The following is a 20275-nucleotide window of genomic DNA, read 5'->3' on the forward strand; positions in this document are numbered from 1 at the left end:
TCTTGCCCTGGTTCTTCAGCAGCAGCAGGGCGGCAAGCAGGCTGCTTCGCCATGCTCGTCGAGATGGGCATTGGGTTCATCCAGCACAATGATGGCGGGCTGTTGATAGAGGGCGCGTGCCAACCCAAGCAATTGGCGCTGGCCGCCGGAAAGCACCTTGCTCTCGGCATTCAGCGGTGTGTCATAACCCTGCGGCAAGCGCAGTATGGCCTCGTGTATGCCTGCGGCCTGCGCCGCCTGCAAAATAGCCTCTGGGTCTGGGGTCTGGAAGCGCGCGATATTGCCGGCAATGCTGCCATCCAGCAGCGCAACCTCTTGCGGTAGATAGCCTATGGCCTGGGCATAAAGCCCCGCGGGTAATTGCGCGCGGGAAAGGCCATCCACCAGGATATCTCCCTGCTGCCAGGGGCAGGTGTTGACCAGGCAGCGCAGCAGCGTGGTTTTGCCCGAGCCGGAAGCGCCGAGTATGCCCAGAATTTCGCCGGGGCGGATTTCCAGCGTGATATTGCGCAGCAAGGCCTGGCCAGCAGGGGTGGTGACTTCAAGGCCGCGCAGGCTTAAATGACCAGTCAGGTTTAGGGTAGTGCTCTGACTTAAGGCGCTACTCTGACTTAAGGCATTGATGTTGCTCTCTTGAGCAACGGTTGGCGCTTGCAGGGCTGCGGGGGCGTCAGCCAGCAGCACGTCCAGATTGGCAGCGCAGGCCCGGGCCTGCATAAAGGGCTTCCAGGTGCTGACAATAACGTCAAAAGGTTGCAGCGCACGGGCAATCAGCACATTGGAGGCAATCATGGCGCCTATGGAAATATCGCCGCGCACCGCCAGCCAGGCGGCGATGCCCAGCATGCCCGACTGCATGCTGTAACGCGCAAACTTGTTGAGCAACTGATTGCGCTGCTGTATCTGCTGTGCTGTGGCATCGTGCTGGTTCCAGCCGCTTTGCAGTTGCTGCCAGCGCTGTTTCAGGCTGGGCAACATGCCCAGCACATGCAGGGTGGAGAGGTTGCGTAGTTTACTTTCCAGAAACTGCGCCACTTGCAGGCGTGCAGCGCTGCTGTCGGCCAGCGGCTGCTCGCTGCTGCGCTGGTTCCACACTGCCAGCGCAAATTGCAGCAGGCACAGGCCTATGGCCAGCCAGCCCAAAATTGGACTCAAGACAAACAGCACTGCGATATAAAGCAGGGTCCAGGGCAGGTCAAAAAAGGCAAACATGCCGCTGCCAGTGACAAACTGGCGTAGCAGGGTTAAATCCTGCAGTGCCTGCTGGCTGGCGCCGGATGCCCCCTGTGACGATAGCCCCAGAGCAAAGAGCCTGGTGGTGAGCAGGGTATCCAGGCGCGTGCCTGCCTTGATGGCCACGCGCGAGCGCAGCCAGTCTGCCAGCGCCATCACGCCAAACAGCATCAGCGTAATCAGGGTCACGGCCAGCAAGGTCATCTCACTGCGGCTTTGTATGATGCGGTCGTACAGTTGCAGCAGATACAAAGTGGGGGCCAGCATCAGCAGATTGGTCAGCATGCTGTAGATGCTATCGCCCCCAGTTCAGACTTGAATTGCGCCAGATAAGCGCGCAGGCGGCCAGGGGGAGAGGCAGCAGCAAGCGGAGCGGATGTGGTGGCTGCCAGCGCTGCGCTGCCCATGTTTATCGATGCATCTTTGGCAGCAGCGCGGCTAGGCTCCACAGCGCTGGCAGCAGGGGGCACATAACTCAGGCCATGCGGTTTCATGCGGCTCTCCCTGGGGCTTGTGCGGAGGTTTGTTGCAAGGAGGCCAGCACCTCTTGTGGCTTGCCATAGCGCAGCATTTGCCCGCGCACCAGCAGCAGCATGCTATCTGCCACCTGCATGACGTTTTGCAGATGGCTGACGATGACCACCGTGGTCTTGCGTGATTTCAGGGTGAGCACGGCTTGCAGCAGCACTTGCTCGCTGGCTTCATCGAGATTGGCATTGGGTTCATCCAGCACCACAATGGCTGGCTCGCCATAAAACGCCCGTGCCAAGCCTATGAGTTGACGACGGCCACCAGGCAGGCGCAAGCCTGCGCTGCCTATGCGCGTGTTGAGTCCATCGGGCAGGCTGTCCAGCCAGGGCTGCATTTGCAGCAGGTGTATGACGTTGGCCAGCTTGCTGGCATCCAGGTCGCCAAAGCGGCAGATATTGTCGGCTATGCTGCCATCCAGCAGTTCTATCTCTTGCGGCAGATAACCCAGGGAAGGGCCAAGCTCGGCCTTGTCCCAGCGATAGGCATCCACGCCATCAAACCTTACCTTGCCCGTGCTGGTGGGCAGCAGGCCAACCAGCAAACGGGTGAGTGTGGTTTTGCCTGATGCCGAAGGCCCGGTGACCAGCAGCACCTCGCCCGGCGTCAGCTGGAAATTCAGATTGCGTAGCAGGGGTTCGCGCGGGTTGTCTGTCAGCGCATAGCTGAGGTTTTCTACCGTGATGGCACCAGTGGCGCGCGGCAGGGCCATGGCGGAGGCGGGCAGCGGGTGCTGCGCCAGCAGTTCATCCAGCCTGGCATAAGCCTGCCAGGCCAGTGCCAGCGTACGCCACTGACCCAGCACTTGGCTGAATGGTGCCAGCACACGGGCAGCCAATATCGAGGCCACTATCATCATGGCCGCGCCATTGGCGAGTGATTGGTTGATCAAGAGATAGCAAGCTAGACCCAGCACCAGCGAAGCCTGAGAAACCTGCAACATCTTGGCATAGGCAGCGTACTTGCCCGCGATGTCTGAGGCTTGCGCCTGCTGCGCGAGAAACGCCTGTTGCTGCTGTTGCCAGCGTTGCTCCAGCCGGGTTTGCATGCCCATGGCGCTGACCACTTCGGCATGTTGCTGGATATTGCCGTAGGCCTGCTGCGCGGCAAGCGCAAACTGATTGGCCTCTTGCAGCAGGGGCTGCACGCGCCACTGGTTGAGCACGGTAATTACGGTTTGTATCACCAGACCCAGCAGCGCCAGATAACCCAGACTGCTGTGTATCATGAAAATTGCCGTGAGAAAGATGGCAACAAAGGGGATATCAATCAGCCCGAGCAGCAGGTGACACCAGCAGCTCGCGCAGATTGCGGTAATCGCTGAAGGCACGTTCAGCGGGGAAATTCTCCGCCCCCAGCTTGGCGCTGGCAGCAGCATGAAATAGGGCAGGTTCCAGCGCATGGTCTAGCTCTGTCGCGGCTTGCAGCATCAGCTGCCTGCGCACGCGTTCCAGGCTTTCCATGATGAAATAAATAAAAACCACCATCGTGGTGAGCATGAGCAAAGTGCCAAGATTGCGGCTGAAAATCACGCGATCATAGACTTCAAGCATGTACCACGATGGGGCCAACACCATGAGGTTGGTGAACAAGCCGAAGCACACCACCTTGCGGTAATGCGGCAGCGCCGCCAGCAAGGCTTGCTTCAGTACCACTGTATTATTTTTGTTTGCCACGTTAAGCAGAATTCCGGTTGATTTATGGGTTTTGCCGGGCAGGCGGTGCCAGCCCGGCAAACTCACTTAAACAATCACGAAATCAGAAGCTGTCAGTGTGGTCACACCTGTCAGTACTGCAATATCCACCGCAGCACCGGCACCGTTACCATCCGCGTCATACTTCAGCGTCTTGGTGGTGGTGTCGAAGATCAGGTAGTCATTGCTGTCACCCGCCACAGCACCTGCACCCACCTTGATGTTGGCATTGGTAATGCCGCCAGTCAGGGAGGCAAACTGGTCTGTGTGCAGCTCCAGCTTGTCAGTACCGCGCAGGAAGTCAGTGATGGTGTCTACACCAGTCAGGTTGAAGGCAGTGTTGACATAGGTTTGCTCTGTGTCAGCAGCGCCAGTCACCACTTGCGTCCACACCTTGCCGAAGACAAAGGTATCTGCACCACCGCCACCCGTGAGGGTGTCGTTGCCACCGTTACCAATAAAGCGGTCAGCCTGGCTGGTGCCGATGAAGGTTTGGTTGTTAGCGTTACCTTCAAAGGTCAGGCCGTTGGTGGTGAGGCCGGAAGCGTCAACGACTACGTTGTTGATGGTGCCGCCGTTATTGCCCAGGGTGTTGGACAGGTTAGCAACCGTGCCGTTGGCATTGAAGTAGTAGTGGTCGTTCAGCAACTGCAGGGCAGTGTTTTCAACGTTGAGGCGGCCAACTGTGCCACCCACTTGCACTACTTCCATGCTCTTGAAGTTATCGTTGTTGAGCACGATAGTGCCGTTGGCTTTGGTGTTAGCACCAATACCAGTGGTGATACGCAGGGTATCCACGCCATCGCCACCCACAATCACGTCATGCTTGGCACCAGTAGCAATCCACTCCTTCTGGCCATCATCAGCCTTGGAAGTTGTACCTTGCACACCGCTGCCGAAACCACCGATCAGGAAGATGTCATTGCCTTCACCACCGTCCAGGTAATCAGCACCGCCATGACCAACCAAGAGGTCATTGCCGCCGTTGCCGTAAACCACGTCATCACCCAGGCGGGCTGTGACGTAATCCACACCATCGCTACCGTGCACAATTTCGCGCGCGCCAGCAGTTTCATTGGCACCATCGATGCGGACATAACTACCTGCCTCGCCTTCGGTGGCGTCATAGATGATATCAACGTTGTGGAACAGTTCAGCGACGGAGTAGTCGTCTACTTCGAATACGGCAGACTGGTATTCGACTTCATCAGCACCAGCAACAGCAGGCTCGAATTCGGTTTCTTCAAATTCCAGCTTGATGGTGACAGACTCTGTCGGGCCGCCAGCCACACCGTAGATATGGGTGCCAGGGTTAAGGAAGCCCAGGCTGAGGGATTCGCCATTGGCTTCCAGCTGCTCGGCAGACAGGGTGATGTTGACACCGCTGGCGAGTTCTATGCGTTCTATGCCGCTGAACAGCAGGGACTCGGAGAAATCGCCAGATTTGGTGAATTCCAGTGTATCGACAGCATTGTAGCCAGCAATCGTTGTGGCATAGGTGCTGAGAGCGCTGGATCCTGGACGTGTTTGTAGATTCAGGCGAACGTCGGTTTCGATTTCTTCCGACATTTCTTGATCTTCGATTTCGACATACTCGCCAGTAACGGTATCGAAGACAACGAGTTCTTCCTCCTCCTCTCCACCTTCCTCTTCTTCTTCGCCTTCAAGCTCAGTGACATTGATATAGCGGGCAGCATCGCCTGAGTTATTCAAGCCTGATGCACCACCTTGAATATAGGTACGGGTTTCAAATTCTTCGCCGATACGGAAAGTATCGTTGCCGTTACCGCCAATCAAAATGTCATCTGAAGTTACCAAGTAAAGATTACCAGTGACGGTCTCGTTGCCTAAAGTGCTGCCTTGGCCTTCGATAATATCCGCGCCTGAGCCGCCACTGAGGATATCGTCGCCATCGCCACCATAGATGACATCATTGCCGCTTCCACCGAAAATCACATCATTGCCACCTTGGCCAAAAATAATGTCATCACCAGACCCACCAAAGACAGTGTCATTACCATCACCGACTTCGATAGCGTCGTTGCCACTACCACCAAAGATCAAGTTATTACCGGATTCAGTAAAGATAAAATCATCTCCACCACCTCCATAAATCGTATTGTTGCCACTGCCACCATAAATAAAATCGCTACCATTGCCACCTACTATGGTGTCATTACCAGCACCACCATCAATAAAATTACCGAGATCGTTACCAACAACAAAGTCACCGACGGAGGTCCCGGTATAAGATGTTTCTGTGGAGTTAAATATTTTTGTCGCCATTTCTCTATCCTTTACTCAAAGAAATAAAAGTGTCTTCAAAGCGAAATTCAAGTGAACTCCGCTTTGTAGAAGCAGGTACTTTTAGAATGGATCGGTATGTGCTGGGGCTACGCTTGCACCGGAAGGTGCGTAACCAGGTAAAGATATTTCAATGAAACTGTTTGGTGTTACCCCATCACCTGCCAACTCTTGGAAGGTTTGACGCAGGCGAATTGCATTCGGAGTTTGGGTATAAGGCGTTGCAGGGCAAGCATTGGTTTTAACGTAGTACATACCCGAGTTCGCTGTGCTGCTGCCATCATCATCCAAATTGTTGGCATCAGTGGTAAATGTCACCCAATTTGTATTGATATCAGCTCTTTGTTGAGCAGCAGAAGCTGTTCCTGGGAAAGAGTTCAAACCATTTATGGATGGGCTAGAACCCAGACCTGTCAAGGGTTGATCAGCATAGCCGCTTGCCCTGTGTTGTACTGCCGTGTATGCCAAACCAACGCGATATACAGGAGAAGCAATTGCTGGGATGGTGGAATAGGCTGCGGAAACGCTTAAGCCTGACCAACCACCACGCGCAACATCATTGACCTCAAAGTTCTGAGCACCTGTTGCACTATGATAATCAGTGCTGTTCAGGGATACCTTAACGCCATAAATGCACTCAGCATCATCGTCACTGCGCCATACATAATCCCGGACAGTACCAATGGTTTTGCTTCCACCTGTGTAGATGTTATTCACCGTGATATTGGAAGTGGTACCTGCGACTGGGTTGACCCGCGTCCCAGTATATCTTGTTGAATCACCGGGAGAGCGAAGTTCAGTTGTGGGGAAAACAGCGCAAGTATTGTTGGCTGTTGTTGTGGGATTTACCGGAGCGCCAGAACCAAAGTTACCTGTGGTGTTGCACAATGTATAGGCGCTGGTACCACCAGTCACCGGGAACCCCGTGCTAGGCAAAGCAACAAAACCTGTAGCCAATGCTTGGTATGAAGTCAGACCGAACACGCCCACCAATGCCAGTTTCAGCTTAATGTTTTTCATCAATTGCTCCATTCATATAGAATAAGCAGGCATTTGTGGCTGCCTGCAACACCAATTCACCTGAATCTATTCAAGTCTTTGAGAGGCCTTAACTTGATTCCGGTTGAATTTTTTCAGGGCAAGCCACAAATGCCCTGTTAGATAAAAGCTAAGCATTATTTATTTGGGTTAAATTCATAGCTAAGACTGATCCATGCGGCACGAGGCGCACCTGGTGCTAAAAAGTTTGTAGATAGCCAATCTGTAGAGTTATGGTTGTAGCCATCTGGTCCAATGGCACCATAGATAGAGGGTGAGAAGGGGTTTCTACCCAATCTTCCTGCAGAGAAATATTCTTTATCGAGAATGTTGTTAACGCGGAAACCCAGCGTCCACTCCGAGTTGAGTTTGTAACTTGTTTGCAGGTTTAGTAGTAAATAACCTGGTGTTGTCCCGGGATTGTTAGTGGTACGGCGCGGCACTTGAATGGCCGTACCATTTTGTCCTTCAATTATCGTGTCATAAATAACAACCCCTTTTCTATGTTCGTTATTTTCATTGCCACGAACATAAGCAAATGAATGACTAACAGCGGTCAATCCAATTTGCCACTTAGGTGTTACTTCATAAGTCAAGGTTGCGTTCAGGTTGTGCAGTGGTACGCCTGGCATTCTGTCGCCTGGTTTAACCTGAATTCGCCGACTGTAGTCCTGATTACCATAAAACTCTTCCGTAGCGCTGCTATTGTCATTGGCTGGCATATAGAAGCTATTCTGGAATGTTGCATCTGTGAGCGCGTAATTCATTCTTAAACGCCATTTATCAAAGGCCGCGACAATCCCCGCTTCAATCCCTTGTCTTCGAGTTTCACCTATCGTATCGAAGAAGTTACGATTGCCCGGATAACCTATCATGTAGATATCATCTTTGAGATTGGTGCGGTAAACGCCAAAGTTCCACTCTATATTTTCATTGATTCTTCCACGTAAACCCATATCCCAAGATTGAGCTTTGATCTGGGGTAAATAAGGATCACCAGAAAGAGTGGTTGGTAAGGAGCAAAATCGATTTTCAATTAGACTTTTTGGGCCAATGTAGGCACCTGTCACTGTGGAGTACATTGGTGTCTTGTCAAAGGCACAACCTAGCTCCACAACCGATGGGACTCGGGTTCCTTGAGACCAATTGCCATAAATATTTAGATTTTTTGTGGCTTGCCAGCTTGTACCCAGTGAAGGATTTAATGAGTAATAGTTGAATTTTTCTGTTTCAGGTTTGTTAAGTAGATTTGAGGAATTTGGAACTGTATAACCGGTAGGGCATTCTTCTCCAGGACGGCAAATATCGTAGTAATCAGGGAATGCTTCCAACTGTGCTAGATCCCACACTCTGGAGCCATAGGTTCTTGATGCAACCTTGTTTTTGCCGCGCGTATCGTTATAACGCAGTGCGCCTGTGAAATGCAATGTTTCGATAGGGCTCCAAGTCTCACTGATGTAAAGGCTTTTAGTAACTTGATGACCAGTAAAATCGTTGTTGTTAATGGATGTGCTTGCCGCGGCATATTGATCACGGATTTCATCAGGGGAAAGATAGGCACGGCGTTCTGCATCCATCATTCCAAGCATTTGACTACTGACATAATTAGCAGATGGGATATCCACAGAAGCACCCACCATGAATTTATGTTTTTCGAAATTCCAGTTGAATTGAATAGATGCGCCATCTGTTTCTTGATCTATTTGAGTTTCGGTTAAGATGGCAGTCGGAGTGCCTTCAACATAGCCAGTGCCAGTGCCGGTACTATTTTGGGCTGCACCATCTACGGTTAACCATCGGCCATCTGGACCAAGTACCTTTAAACCGTCATTGTTTATATCGCCCTGGCAAGTGTCTGCATTAGTGGGTGGTAGAATCAATAGAAGATGTTTCACACCCACACCGTCGCCAGGTGTTAGATCCCCGTACTCTGCTGTATCAGGTGTATAAAAATAAAAAGATTGGTCTGCAAATTCTAAAGTTTCGAATGCATTTTTATACTTCAAAGAACTCAATGATGATTCTGTTTCATAAAAATATTCTTGCATTCCACCCGAATATGAGGTGACCTCTCCTGGTAGTAGATTTTCACTTATGTTGGTACCAGGAACGAATATCTGAGACTGCTGGAAATTTTTACGATAATTGAAATTGTATTGCGCATATTTCAAAAAATTTCCCGCAAATTCTGGCAATTTTTGATTTAAATAGCTGGATGGTAGGGTGGCAAAAGCATCTTCAATCGTTCCAGAAAATGCAAAATTAAGCGCGTCACTATCACTCCAGTAGTCCCCGTTCTGGATAGGAATGAGGTAGTAATCCGGAAGCCCATACTCATTTGTGCTGGTAAATAGACACGTGTATTGCTCACCACTATTAAGATTACGCCTTACCTGCTGATTGCCATACTCAGTATATACATCAGCACCATTGGTTTTTCGCTTGCTGTTTCTGCGATAAGCTTGCGCTGTGATCGTGAAATTATCGTTGACGAAATAACTACCCGAAAGCTGAGCTTGCCAAAGTGTATTGTCTGTAGTATCGGGAGAGGTGAAGACACCATTCCGATTTTGGTTATACATTTCGCTGGGCAACATGCCATTGCCTGTTAAGTCATTCCAAACAGCAAGTGTGCTTAGATTGAGATCAAGCTTCTCACCGCGATAACTTGCTTTGCCGAAAACTTGATTGACTCTACTTGGTGAGTTTTCGCGCCAACCATCCTCTAGAAAAATATTGGCTGCTGCAAAACCTGCAATTGTTCCATTGTTCCAACCACCTGTTGCTTGCAGCTGCTTACGGCCAAATGAGCCAGTGAGTATCTCAGCATCCACACCTGGGTTACTGAAACCATCCTTGGTTTTCATCGACAATGCACCACCTAGGTACCCAAGCCGAAAATAGGATTAGAGCCTGGGAAAACATCAAAGCTCGATAATGCATTCAGCGGAATCATGTCCCAGTTCACCACATCGCCAAACGGTTCATTGACGCGTATACCATCAAAAAATACTGATAGACCTTGTGGTGTACCAATCTGTGGGCCTGCGGTAAAACCACGGTACTGCAAATCCATCTGGAATGGGTTGCCCTGATAGTCATTGACATTCACTGATTGCAGCTTGGAATTCATGAGATCGGTAATGCTCAGAGAATGTGCTTCCTTGATGTCTTTGGCTGTCAAGCTCTGCACATTGCCTGGAATTTCTTCCTTGGTAAGCCCCAAACCAGGCAATGGACCGATCTCATAAAAACGCTTGGAGCGCACTTCAATCGCATCCACCTTGAAATCAATCGCCTGCTTTTCCACTGCTGGTTGATCACTGCGCTGTCTTTATCAATACTCGATTCCAGCCCACTGCCAGCCAGCAGCATTTTCAGTGCTTCATCGGCTTTCATGCGGCCTTTTACTGCTGGTGCGGTTTTGCCAGTGGCGAGTTTGCTGTCAAAGGCCACGCTGATGCCTGTGGTGCGGGCCAGTTGCTTGAGCGAGGCATCCAGGGGTTGGCTGGGCAGGTCTATATTCACTGGTGTCAGGGTGCCGCTGCTGGTGTTGGCCGCAGGTAACTGGGTGTTGAGTTCGGCAGCTTCTAGCGAATAAGACGCTAGGCCGAGTACCGCTATTAACAGCAGGGCAACCGACGCAATCGTCATGCTGTACATGGTCTTGAATAAATCCAACTTACTTCTCCCTGGGTAAATCTTGCTTTCTTATACCCATATAACTTTTGGCAAACCAAAACCCTGACGTCTAAACGCAGATTTTTTTACAAAAAGTTACAATTATTTTTCATGGGTGAAGAAATGTTCATTAAATCAATGGGTTGTTGATTTTTAAGGAGTGAGATTTTTTTGCCTGGTAGAGCGCGGGGAAGGTGCAGGCAGCAGAGCAGCGTGAGAGAGCAGTGCTAGGGGATTTACTTCTTTTTACCAGTGGCCTGGCTGAGCAGAACAATATCTTGCCCGCTGCGTTTGACTTGCACCGGGGCAATGATGGGTAGTTCTTTGATAAAGCGTTCTACATTTTTTGCCTGAATCACGGCGGTGACGCTGGCATCTTGCGCCGTGACTACCTGGGCGCTGATAGGGGGCTGGCGATAGCGCGAGAGGGTTTCGGCAATTTCTTCCAGCCCGGCGCCATCAAAGGTGATGGTGCCATATTCAAAGCTGAAGGCATCGGCCGCGGCGCGTTTGACGCGGCTGGCCTGGCCGTGCTGGTTGATTTCTGCCACTTCGTTATTGCGCAGGGTTAATACCTGGTCTGCATGCTTGTTGGCGGCGGTAGGTGTGGGGTTGGCAGTCTCGGTGATGGTGGTGCCAGGCTGTTGCGGTTCTACCCGCACGGTGCCGTGATCCACGCTCACTCTGACCTTGCTCTTGAAGCGGTTGACCGCAAAGCGCGTGCCCAGCACCGTGACCTTGGCCAGGCCGCTATCCACAATAAAGGGCCGATCCGGGTTTTTGGTGACATCAAAGCTGACTTCACCACGGTTGAGTTTGACGATGCGTTGCTTGCGGTAATAGGTCACCTCAACATCGCTATTGGCGTTGACCATGATTTTGCTGCCATCTTCCAGTATCTGCGAGCGGATTTGGCCTATCTCGGCGCTGGCTACCAGGTGCATGGTAGGTTCGGCTTGCACGTGTTCATACCCCAGGTAGCCCAGTGTGCCGATTACAGCCACAAAGATGACGCTAATTGTGCGGTTGATGGTGCTGCGGATTTTCTGGCTGCGTTCGGTTTTCTCGATAAAGGTTTTTTGCTGCATGGCGCTTTCAAGATGCGCCAGCTGGGCGGGGGAATCGAGATCCTCCCAGAGTGAGCAGACTTCGTTATAGCTTGCTGGTGGGCCGGGTCTGACAGCAGCCAGTGTTCAAACGTGCTGCGTTGCGGATGCTCGATATCGGCATCCTGCATCAGCACAAACCAGCGGATGGCGGCTTGTCTGGCAGTACGTTTGAGGGTGAGGTTGCTCATGGGTGATGAAGTGTGGCAGGCGCTGGCCTCAGCAGTTTAAGCCAGCAGGTCCTTGGCTTCCAGCAGATCCAGCATCGCCCGCATGATGTGTTTTTGTACCATATTGAGGGAGATGCCGAGCTTATCGGCGATTTCCTGCTGCGACAAGCCTTCAATGCGGAACAGCCAGAAGGTTTCTTTGCAGCGAGGTGGCAGCAAGTCAATGATGTTCTGCAATATCGCCAGGCGCTGCTGGATATCCACCAAATGCTCAGCCGAGGGTACTAGCGGTTGATCGTAATCTGCCATCAGCTCGGACTCAGCATCTTCGCTGATCAAGGGCACAAAGCGCGCTTGCTCTTTATGTCCATCAATCAACAGGTTGCGCACTATGGTGTGCAGATAAGCCTGGGGTTGCAGCATGCGATTGGGGTTGCTCGAAATCGCAAAGCGTATCAAGGCATCATGCAGCACATCGTAAGCCGTGCGGCTATAGCCAGTGTGGCGATAGATGCTGGAAAGTAAATCTGCATAGGCCCATTTCAGGTCTACGCCGTGCCAGGTGGGGGAGAGGCTCATGCTGTTCTACCATCATAAGTGTTGTCACGGGAATGAGTAGCAATAAGCAGGCCATATTGTCAGACACTTGTCAGGGAGGACGATTTTGCGATTTATTCAACTTTTGCGGGAGGGTGACGGGAAGAAATCCCGACGCTAGCTGAACCATGTTGGTGGTTGTAAGTAACCAGCTGGTTGTTTACAACCACCAACTTTAAACCAGGCAATATTTTTATGTTGACAAACCCATATTGTGCACACGATCTAATGTAGTACATGAGCTTTTCACGGGAAATTCAAGTAATCCAAGGACATATGAATTTATCGTTTAAAATCAATTACATATTTTATGGTATAAAATTTGGGCAAATGGAAAAATCCCTTTGAATTACAATAGTTACATTTTCAAGTCACAGCTATCCACAAAATTATCCACAGATTTTGTGGATAGGAATTCCTCTTGTTTTCATCCTGAAATATGAATATAGGTCAACAACAATTTCGTACTATCTGGCCAGTTTTTGCCGCAGGCCAGGCTTTGCCTCACAAAGTGGCGGTGATAGACCAGACTTTGCTGCCGCACGACTTGCAGATTGCAGAGCTGGGCAATCTGCCGCAGATGATTCAGGCCATCAAGCAAATGCAAGTGCGTGGCGCGCCCTTGATAGGCGTGGCTGCGGCTTATGGCATGGCGCTCGCTACGCTCACAGATGTAAGCACAGCTGCCTTGCAGCAGGCGGCAGCGCAATTGCTCGCCAGCCGCCCGACAGCGGTTAACCTGCGCTGGGCAGTGGAGCGCATGCTTAAACATCTGCTGGCATTACCTGAGCCTGAACGTGCCCTTGCCGCCTGGCATGAGGCCGCGAAGATGGCGGATGAAGATGTGGCTATCAACCGGGCCATAGGCCAGCATGGGCTGGCGCTGTTGCAGGGCTTATGGCTGAAAAGCCGATAGCAGCCACTTTGCCAGAGGCAACAGCCAGTGAAGGCCAAGCCCAGGCCAGCCACAGGCTGAATATATTGACCCACTGCAATGCGGGCTGCTGGCCACGGTGGACTGGGGCACCGCGCTGGCGCCGATTTATCTGGCGCATGAGGCTGGCTTGCCGCTGCATGTGTGGGTGGATGAAACCCGGCCGCGCAACCAGGGTGCCAGCCTCACCGCCTGGGAGTTGGGCCAGCATGGGGTGCCGCATACCGTGATCTCTGATAATGCCGGGGGCCACCTTATGCAGCACGGGCTGGTGGATTGCGTGATTGTTGGCGCTGACCGCGTGACGCGCAGCGGTGATGTCTGCAACAAGATAGGCACTTATCTCAAGGCGCTGGCGGCTGTGGACAATCAACTGCCGTTTTATGTGGCCGTGCCCAGTCCCACCATAGATGGCCGCATTGCCGATGGTCTGCGTGAGATTCCCATAGAAGAGCGTGATGGTGATGAGGTGAGTTTTATCAGCGGGCTGGCTGCCGATGGCAGCAGGCAAACAGTGCGCCTGACGCCTCTCAATACGCCAGTGGCTAACCCGGCGTTTGATGTCACACCCGCGCGTCTGGTCACAGGCATCATTACCGAGCATGGCTGCTATCGTACGCAAGAACTTGCAGGGCTGGTTGCCAAGCTACATCTGGATGCAGCGGCGGAATAATGGCGGGCTTGGGTCTGGTTGTTTGATCCAGCAGCTGCTTTTGCCATGATCAACTTACATTCTGCTGAGTTTGGCTTTCAGGTAACTTTATTTATGGGCAACTTAAAGTAGCCATACAGGCTCTCAAGGCTTAATAAAGCTTATAAGCTAGCAAAGATTCAACCCCCGTTATGCATAACGCACCATGGAGCCGCCACTCATGAAACCTTTATATAGCCTGACGCAACTGCGCGAACTGGAGCAGCAATATGCCACCGCCGGGCTGATGGAAAAGGCCGGGCAGGCAGCGGCGCAGTTTGTGCGCAAGCTATTGCGCGGGCATGAATACGCGGTGCTGGTGCTGGCCGGGCCGGGCAATAATGGCGGTGATGCCTTTGTCGCTGCGCGGCATCTCAAGGCCAGCTGGCATCAGGTGACAGTGGTGTTTACCGGAGAGCGGGCCAAGCTGCCGCCAGATGCCGCTGCGGCATATGACGCCTGGGTGGATGCAGGCGGCGAGGTGCAAAGTGCCTTGCCCGAGCGCGGCAACTGGCAATTGGTGGTAGACGGCCTGTTTGGCATAGGGCTGTCACGACCATTGGATCAACGGCATCAGGACTTGATCCAACAGGTGAATCAACTGGCTTTGACCGTGCTGGCGCTCGATATCCCCAGTGGATTATGCATGCACAGCGGGCGGGTGCTGGGTGCGGCGATACGCGCGCGGCACACGCTGACTTTTCTTGCGCTCAAGCCCGGCTTGTACACGCTGGATGGCCCGGACCATGCCGGGGAAATTCATCTTGAGGCTTTGCAACTCAATCATTTGGGGGCTTATGCGGATGCGCAGGCTCAGGCTTTGGGTGTGGCAGCTTGTGCCTGTGAGCATCAGTCTTTGCCGCATGAAAACACACCCTTGCAGCATGAAAGCCAGGGTCAGCCTGCATCTGGGGCAGTGACGCCAGCGCAGATATCAGCGCAGATATCAGAGCACATACCCGAACCCCAGCAAGGCTGGCTGCTGGATGAGCCACCGATTTTGCCTCCCCCGCGCCGTCTGAACAGTCACAAAGGCAGCCATGGCAGCGTGGGGGTAATAGGCGGCGCCGAGCATATGGTGGGGGCGGCCTTGCTGGCAGGGCGCGCGGCTTTGCTCACTGGGGCCGGACGCATCTATATAGGTTTGCTGGCGCCAGACGCCCCCGCGCTGGATGCAGCCCAGCCCGAGCTGATGCTGCGCGCAGCAGATCAGGTAGCCGAATTTGCCACCGTGCTGGTGGTGGGGCCGGGCATGGGGTCTACCCCTGCCGCCAAGGCATTGCTGCAACAGGCCTTGATACTGGCACAGCCGCTGGTGCTGGATGCCGACGCGCTCAACCTGCTGGCGGCACATGCGGAGTTACAAACCTTGTTACGGCAGCGCGCACCTGGCAGCACGGTGATCACGCCGCATCCGGGTGAGGCGGCAACTCTGCTGGGTATCAGCACTATAGAGCTACAGGCTGACCGTATTGCCCATGCCCAACTGCTGGCGCAACGCTTCAATGTCACGGTGCTGCTCAAGGGCTGTGGCAGTGTGATGGCCATGAGCGATGGGCGCTGGTTTATCAACCGCAGTGGCAACCCCGGCCTGGCCAGTGCCGGGATGGGCGATACACTGTGCGGCATAGTGGCGGCGCTGGCGGCACAAGGCATGGCGCTGGAGCATGCCTTGCTGCTGGGGGTGTATCTGCATGGCGCGGCGGCAGATGCCCTGGTGGGGCAGGGCAAGGGGCCCATAGGCCTGACGGCGGGCGAGGTGGCGCATGCGGCGCGGGATGTGCTCAATGCCTGGACGGGCAAGCAGTCATGGGCAAGGCTACGGCATGATGGACGTTGAGGGGGCAGTTTGCTGGCGGGTTTTTTGGTTGGATGTGCAGCCTGCTGGCCGCCTCTGCTCAAGCATTAGTCCTCTGGGTTAAGAGTAGTAGCTTAGTGCTTGAATCCTAAACAAAGCACAGGCCAAAGTACTGGTGCAACCGGGCTGGCAGGCGAATTCTCATTTGTCGCCAATTGGCGTTTGCAGTAAAATCTAACCCCGTCCGCAATGTCCCAAAGTTTTTATTCCATGACCAAATTTGTATTCGTTACCGGCGGGGTTGTTTCCTCATTAGGTAAAGGCATTGCAGCTGCCAGCTTGGGCGCAATTCTAGAGTCACGTGGCATCAAGGTGACCATGCTCAAGCTTGATCCCTACATCAACGTAGACCCCGGGACCATGAGTCCCTTCCAGCACGGCGAGGTGTTTGTCACCGACGACGGCGCAGAAACCGACCTCGACCTCGGTCATTACGAACGTTTCATCAGCGCGCGCATGAGCAAGCGCAACAACTTCACCAGCGGCCAGATCTACGAAACCGTGATCAAGAAAGAACGTCGCGGTGAATACCTGGGCAAGACCGTACAGGTCATCCCGCATATCACTGACGAGATCAAGGCCCACGTCAAGCGCGGTGCCGAAGGCGCGGATGTTGCCATTGTTGAAGTTGGCGGTACGGTAGGCGATATTGAATCCCTGCCTTTCCTTGAAGCCATCCGTCAGATGGGCATAGAAGAAGGCCGCAACAACACCTGTTTCCTGCACTTGACGCTCTTGCCGTGGATACCCACCGCTGGCGAACTCAAGACCAAGCCTACCCAGCACTCGGTAAAAGAGCTGCGTGAAATCGGTATTCAGCCCGATATCCTGCTGTGCCGTGCTGACCGCGACATCCCTGAAGATGAACGCCGCAAGATTGCGCTGTTCACCAATGTGCCGCATGAAGCGGTAATTTCGGTGATAGACGCCGATACTATCTATAGCATCCCGCGCATGTTGCACGACCAGATGCTGGATGAAATCGTCTGTCACAAGCTCAACCTGCTGGCCCGTGCTGCCGATCTCTCCAGCTGGAACCACATTGTTCATGCGCTGAAGAACCCCAAGCACGAAGTCAATATTGCCTTTGTTGGCAAATATGTAGACCTCACTGAATCCTACAAGTCTCTGACTGAAGCCTTGATCCACGCGGGCATACACAATGAGTCCAAGGTCAAGATTCACTATATTGATTCTGAAGATGTTGAGAAAGATGGCACAGGCGCACTGGCCGCCATGGACGCCATTCTGGTACCTGGCGGTTTCGGCAAGCGTGGTACTGAGGGCAAGATTGCCGCGATTCAATATGCGCGTGAAAGCAAGACCCCTTACCTTGGCATCTGCCTGGGCATGCAACTGGCGGTGATTGAGTTTGCGCGCAATGTGGCCAAGCTGGATAACGCCAACAGCACCGAGTTTGACCCTAAAACCGCGCATCCGCTGGTGGGCCTGATCACCGAGTGGAAGAGCGCAGATGGCAAGGTGGAACAGCGCAATGAAGATTCCGACCTTGGCGGCACCATGCGCCTGGGCGCGCAGAAGTGTCCTATCCTGCCGGATACCAAGGCATTCTCCATTTACGGTGCCGAGGTGAACGAGCGTCATCGTCACCGTTACGAAGTCAATAACAACTATGTCAGCCAGTTGGAACAGGCTGGCCTGGTGGTGTCTGCACGTACGCCTACTGAGCAGCTGTGTGAAATGGTGGAGTTGCCTGCGGATGTACATCCCTGGTTCCTCGCCTGCCAGTTCCACCCTGAGTTCACTTCCAACCCGCGTACTGGCCATCCCTTGTTCAAGGCTTACATCAAGGCAGCCTTGGATCATCAGACAGCAAGCGATAACCAGACCGCTAGAAAGGCGTCGTAAACCATGCAACTCTGCGGTTTTGAGGTTGGCATAGACCAGCCGCTGTTTCTGATTGCAGGCCCCTGCGTGATCGAATCCAAGGAAATGGCCATAGACACTGCAGGCCAGCTCAAGGCGCTTGCGGATGAACTTGGCATCAACTTTATCTACAAGTCTTCCTACGACAAGGCCAATCGCAGCTCCAACAAGACCTTCCGTGGTTTTGGCATGGACGAAGGCCTGAAGATTCTCGACGAAGTACGCCGCCAGATAGGCGTGCCCATCCTCACCGATGTGCATACCGAAGAGCAGGTGCCGCATGTGGCGGCCGTGGTTGATGTGTTGCAGACCCCGGCTTTCCTCTGCCGCCAGACTGATTTCATCACTGCCTGTGCCAAATCGGGCAAGCCTGTCAATATCAAGAAGGGCCAGTTCCTGGCACCGGGCGATATGCGACAAGTGGTGCAAAAGGCCAAGGAAGCCAACGGCGGCGCGGACACCATCATGGTCTGTGAACGTGGTGCCTCTTTTGGCTATAACACCCTGGTTTCCGATATGCGTGGCCTGGCCATCATGCGCGAGACGCATTGCCCGGTGGTGTTTGACGCCACGCATTCAGTGCAGCAGCCTGGTGGTCAGGGTGACAAGAGCGGCGGTCAGCGTGAATTTGTGCCTGTGCTGGCACGTGCAGCCGTGGCTAGTGGTATTGCGGGCCTGTTTATGGAAACCCATCCCGACCCGGCGCTGGCCTTGTCTGATGGCCCCAATGCCTGGCCCTTGCCCAAGATGAAAGCGTTACTGGAAGTATTGGTCGATCTTGACCGCGTGGTTAAAAAAGCTGGGTTTATTGAACATACCCTTTAGTATTTTTTTAAACTGGCTTGTTAACTGAGCCCTTTAAGCTGGCGTGTTTATAGCGTCGGCCTGACAAATCAAATCAAAACTGAGGAAATAAAAGCATGAGCGCAATTGTCGATATCATTGCCCGCGAGATTATTGATTCACGCGGCAACCCTACCGTAGAAGCTGATGTTTTGCTGGAATCCGGCGTGATTGGCCGTGCTGCTGTCCCCTCCGGTGCCTCTACCGGTACCAAGGAAGCCGTGGAACTGCGTGACGGCGATGCCGCACGTTACCTGGGCAAGGGCGTGCTGCAAGCAGTTGAGAACGTCAATACGGAAATCACCGAAGCCATTATCGGCCTGGATGTTGAAGAGCAAAGCTTTATCGACAATACCCTGATTGAGCTTGATGGCACTGAAAACAAGAGCCGTCTGGGTGCCAATGCCATTCTGGCCGTCTCCATGGCGTGTGCGCGTGCTGCTGCTGAAGAATCCGGCCTGCCTTTGTACCGTTACCTCGGTGGCTCCGGTTTCATGCAACTGCCTACCCCCATGATGAACATCATCAACGGTGGCGCGCACGCTGAAAACAGCGTGGACATGCAAGAGTTCATGATTATCCCCGCTGGCCTGCCTACCTTCCGTGAAGCTGTGCGTGCTGGTGCTGAAGTGTTCCACGCGCTGAAGAAGATTTTGCACAAGCAAGGCCTAGCCACTACCGTAGGTGATGAAGGTGGTTTTGCGCCTGACCTGCCTTCCAACGAAGCCGCGATTCAATACATTCTGGAAGCGATTTCCGCTGCTGGCTATGAGCCAGGCCGTGACATTCTGCTGGGTCTGGATTGCGCCAGCTCCGAGTTCTACAAGGATGGTCTCTACCACCTGACTTCAGAAAACCGCAGCCTCAACTCTGCGCAGTTCACTGACTACCTGGCTGCCTGGGTAGACAAATACCCCATCATCAGCATTGAAGATGGCATGAGCGAGCATGACTGGGATGGCTGGAAGCTGCTGACCGACCGTCTGGGCCGTAACGTGCAGTTGGTCGGTGACGATTTGTTTGTGACCAATGCCAAGATTCTGCGTGAAGGCATCAAGAAGGGCGTGGGTAACTCCGTGCTGATCAAGGTTAACCAGATTGGTACCCTGACCGAGACTTTCACTACCATTGAAACTGCCAAGCGTGCGGGTTACACCGCCGTGATCTCGCACCGCTCCGGTGAAACCGAAGATACCACGATTGCTGATATCTCCGTCGCCACCAATGCTTTGCAGATCAAGACAGGTTCTTTGTCCCGTTCTGAGCGTATTGCCAAGTACAACCAGCTGTTGCGCATTGAAGAAGAGCTGGGCGATGCTACCAGCTACGCCGGTAAAGACGCTTTCTATAACCTGAAGTGAAATTCCTCACCCTTATCTTTGTTGCCGTGATTGCCTTGCTGCAGTATCCACTGTGGCTGGGCAAAGGTAGCTGGCTGAGGGTCTGGGATCTCAACCAGAAAATCGTTGCGGAGAAGGAGTCCAACAGCAAGCTCAAGCTGCGCAACGATACCCTGGATGCCGAAGTGCGTGACCTCAAGCAGGGGAATACCGCCATTGAAGAACGTGCCCGCAGTGAGCTAGGCATGGTGAAACAGGATGAAGTGTTTTACCAGGTCATAGATCAAGTTCCGTCTACGCCCAATCCCCAGCCTGTGGCGCCAGGAACCAATACCAAGCCTCATTAGTCTGCTTTGTACACTACAAGTGTT

17 protein-coding genes and 1 pseudogene are annotated in these 20275 nt (G+C 53.1%); 6 read left to right on the plus strand and 12 right to left on the minus strand.

All coding sequences use genetic code 11. The annotated features are described in order from the left end of the window. Positions 1-15: 15 nt before the first annotated feature. The 12 genes from JCM2850_RS17545 to JCM2850_RS06230 form a co-directional block, all read right to left on the minus strand. On the minus strand, positions 16-1518 hold the full coding sequence (locus tag JCM2850_RS17545; RefSeq protein WP_234406129.1) for a type I secretion system permease/ATPase: 1503 nt from the start codon (positions 1516-1518) through the stop codon (positions 16-18). Further along, complete coding sequence (locus JCM2850_RS22520) at positions 1512-1727, minus strand: hypothetical protein (RefSeq protein WP_234406130.1); 216 nt, start codon at positions 1725-1727, stop codon at positions 1512-1514. Before JCM2850_RS22520 ends, JCM2850_RS17545 begins: the two co-directional genes overlap by 7 nt. After that, positions 1724-2989, minus strand: coding sequence for a type I secretion system permease/ATPase (locus JCM2850_RS17550; RefSeq protein WP_234406131.1), 1266 nt, complete (start codon positions 2987-2989; stop codon positions 1724-1726). The genes JCM2850_RS22520 and JCM2850_RS17550 overlap by 4 nt, the downstream gene beginning before the upstream one ends. A 37-nt stretch (positions 2990-3026) precedes the next feature. Continuing rightward, positions 3027-3437 carry a type I secretion system permease/ATPase gene (locus JCM2850_RS22525; RefSeq protein WP_234406132.1) on the minus strand — a complete coding sequence of 137 codons (411 nt, stop codon included), beginning with the start codon at positions 3435-3437 and terminating at the stop codon, positions 3027-3029. A gap of 66 nt (positions 3438-3503) precedes the next feature. After that, positions 3504-5741 carry a calcium-binding protein gene (locus JCM2850_RS06210; RefSeq protein ID WP_025870556.1) on the minus strand — a complete coding sequence of 746 codons (2238 nt, stop codon included), beginning with the start codon at positions 5739-5741 and terminating at the stop codon, positions 3504-3506. An 81-nt stretch (positions 5742-5822) separates the two neighbouring features. After that, positions 5823-6779: a hypothetical protein gene (locus JCM2850_RS20390; protein WP_025870558.1), complete on the minus strand. Its 957-nt coding sequence runs from the start codon at positions 6777-6779 to the stop codon at positions 5823-5825. 155 nt (positions 6780-6934) lie between these two features. Continuing rightward, positions 6935-9664 carry a TonB-dependent receptor domain-containing protein gene (locus tag JCM2850_RS17560; protein ID WP_369384844.1) on the minus strand — a complete coding sequence of 910 codons (2730 nt, stop codon included), beginning with the start codon at positions 9662-9664 and terminating at the stop codon, positions 6935-6937. A 14-nt stretch (positions 9665-9678) separates the two neighbouring features. After that, positions 9679-9981: a TonB-dependent receptor plug domain-containing protein gene (locus JCM2850_RS23850; protein ID WP_369384845.1), complete on the minus strand. Its 303-nt coding sequence runs from the start codon at positions 9979-9981 to the stop codon at positions 9679-9681. After that, positions 9978-10478, minus strand: coding sequence for an STN domain-containing protein (locus JCM2850_RS23855; protein WP_369384846.1), 501 nt, complete (start codon positions 10476-10478; stop codon positions 9978-9980). Before JCM2850_RS23855 ends, JCM2850_RS23850 begins: the two co-directional genes overlap by 4 nt. A 236-nt stretch (positions 10479-10714) precedes the next feature. Further along, positions 10715-11566 carry a FecR family protein gene (locus tag JCM2850_RS06225; protein WP_025870559.1) on the minus strand — a complete coding sequence of 284 codons (852 nt, stop codon included), beginning with the start codon at positions 11564-11566 and terminating at the stop codon, positions 10715-10717. Then, positions 11473-11775 (minus strand): FecR/PupR family sigma factor regulator, encoded by a 303-nt coding sequence (locus JCM2850_RS23860; RefSeq protein WP_081774979.1) that lies wholly within the window; start codon positions 11773-11775, stop codon positions 11473-11475. Before JCM2850_RS23860 ends, JCM2850_RS06225 begins: the two co-directional genes overlap by 94 nt. Before the next feature lie 36 nt (positions 11776-11811). After that, the gene (locus JCM2850_RS06230) at positions 11812-12333 is read right to left on the minus strand and encodes a sigma-70 family RNA polymerase sigma factor (protein ID WP_025870560.1); all 522 of its coding nucleotides are present in this window, start codon (positions 12331-12333) and stop codon (positions 11812-11814) included. A gap of 457 nt (positions 12334-12790) precedes the next feature. On the opposite strand from JCM2850_RS06230, the pseudogene mtnA reads away from it, so the two are divergent. From mtnA to ftsB, 6 genes and pseudogenes are all read left to right on the plus strand, one after another. Further along, positions 12791-13958: pseudogene (mtnA, locus tag JCM2850_RS24250) on the plus strand (S-methyl-5-thioribose-1-phosphate isomerase). 199 nt (positions 13959-14157) lie between these two features. Further along, positions 14158-15816 carry a bifunctional ADP-dependent NAD(P)H-hydrate dehydratase/NAD(P)H-hydrate epimerase gene (locus JCM2850_RS20930; RefSeq protein WP_025870562.1) on the plus strand — a complete coding sequence of 553 codons (1659 nt, stop codon included), beginning with the start codon at positions 14158-14160 and terminating at the stop codon, positions 15814-15816. A 228-nt stretch (positions 15817-16044) separates the two neighbouring features. Continuing rightward, positions 16045-17703 carry a CTP synthase gene (pyrG, locus tag JCM2850_RS06245; RefSeq protein ID WP_025870564.1) on the plus strand — a complete coding sequence of 553 codons (1659 nt, stop codon included), beginning with the start codon at positions 16045-16047 and terminating at the stop codon, positions 17701-17703. 3 nt (positions 17704-17706) lie between these two features. Next, positions 17707-18546, plus strand: coding sequence for a 3-deoxy-8-phosphooctulonate synthase (gene kdsA, locus JCM2850_RS06250; RefSeq protein ID WP_025870566.1), 840 nt, complete (start codon positions 17707-17709; stop codon positions 18544-18546). A gap of 95 nt (positions 18547-18641) precedes the next feature. Then, a complete protein-coding gene (gene eno, locus JCM2850_RS06255) occupies positions 18642-19925 on the plus strand; it encodes a phosphopyruvate hydratase (RefSeq protein ID WP_025870568.1) in 1284 nt (427 codons plus the stop codon). Further along, positions 19922-20251, plus strand: coding sequence for a cell division protein FtsB (ftsB, locus tag JCM2850_RS06260; RefSeq protein WP_025870569.1), 330 nt, complete (start codon positions 19922-19924; stop codon positions 20249-20251). The genes eno and ftsB overlap by 4 nt, the downstream gene beginning before the upstream one ends. Positions 20252-20275 lie beyond the last annotated feature (24 nt).

It is taken from the genome of Methylobacillus glycogenes JCM 2850 (assembly GCF_000617925.1).
Lineage (GTDB): Bacteria > Pseudomonadota > Gammaproteobacteria > Burkholderiales > Methylophilaceae > Methylobacillus > Methylobacillus glycogenes.

Coding starts and splice junctions, on each gene's coding strand:
- JCM2850_RS17545 (WP_234406129.1), bottom strand. CDS start 1,518: ATGCTGACCAATCTGCTGATGCTGGCCCCCACTTTGTATCTGCTGCAA.
- JCM2850_RS22520 (WP_234406130.1), bottom strand. CDS start 1,727: ATGAAACCGCATGGCCTGAGTTATGTGCCCCCTGCTGCCAGCGCTGTG.
- JCM2850_RS17550 (WP_234406131.1), bottom strand. CDS start 2,989: ATGATACACAGCAGTCTGGGTTATCTGGCGCTGCTGGGTCTGGTGATA.
- JCM2850_RS06210 (WP_025870556.1), bottom strand. CDS start 5,741: ATGGCGACAAAAATATTTAACTCCACAGAAACATCTTATACCGGGACC.
- JCM2850_RS20390 (WP_025870558.1), bottom strand. CDS start 6,779: ATGAAAAACATTAAGCTGAAACTGGCATTGGTGGGCGTGTTCGGTCTG.
- JCM2850_RS17560 (WP_369384844.1), bottom strand. CDS start 9,664: ATGAAAACCAAGGATGGTTTCAGTAACCCAGGTGTGGATGCTGAGATA.
- JCM2850_RS06225 (WP_025870559.1), bottom strand. CDS start 11,566: ATGCAGCAAAAAACCTTTATCGAGAAAACCGAACGCAGCCAGAAAATC.
- JCM2850_RS23860 (WP_081774979.1), bottom strand. CDS start 11,775: ATGAGCAACCTCACCCTCAAACGTACTGCCAGACAAGCCGCCATCCGC.
- JCM2850_RS06230 (WP_025870560.1), bottom strand. CDS start 12,333: ATGAGCCTCTCCCCCACCTGGCACGGCGTAGACCTGAAATGGGCCTAT.
- JCM2850_RS20930 (WP_025870562.1), top strand. CDS start 14,158: ATGAAACCTTTATATAGCCTGACGCAACTGCGCGAACTGGAGCAGCAA.
- pyrG (WP_025870564.1), top strand. CDS start 16,045: ATGACCAAATTTGTATTCGTTACCGGCGGGGTTGTTTCCTCATTAGGT.
- kdsA (WP_025870566.1), top strand. CDS start 17,707: ATGCAACTCTGCGGTTTTGAGGTTGGCATAGACCAGCCGCTGTTTCTG.
- eno (WP_025870568.1), top strand. CDS start 18,642: ATGAGCGCAATTGTCGATATCATTGCCCGCGAGATTATTGATTCACGC.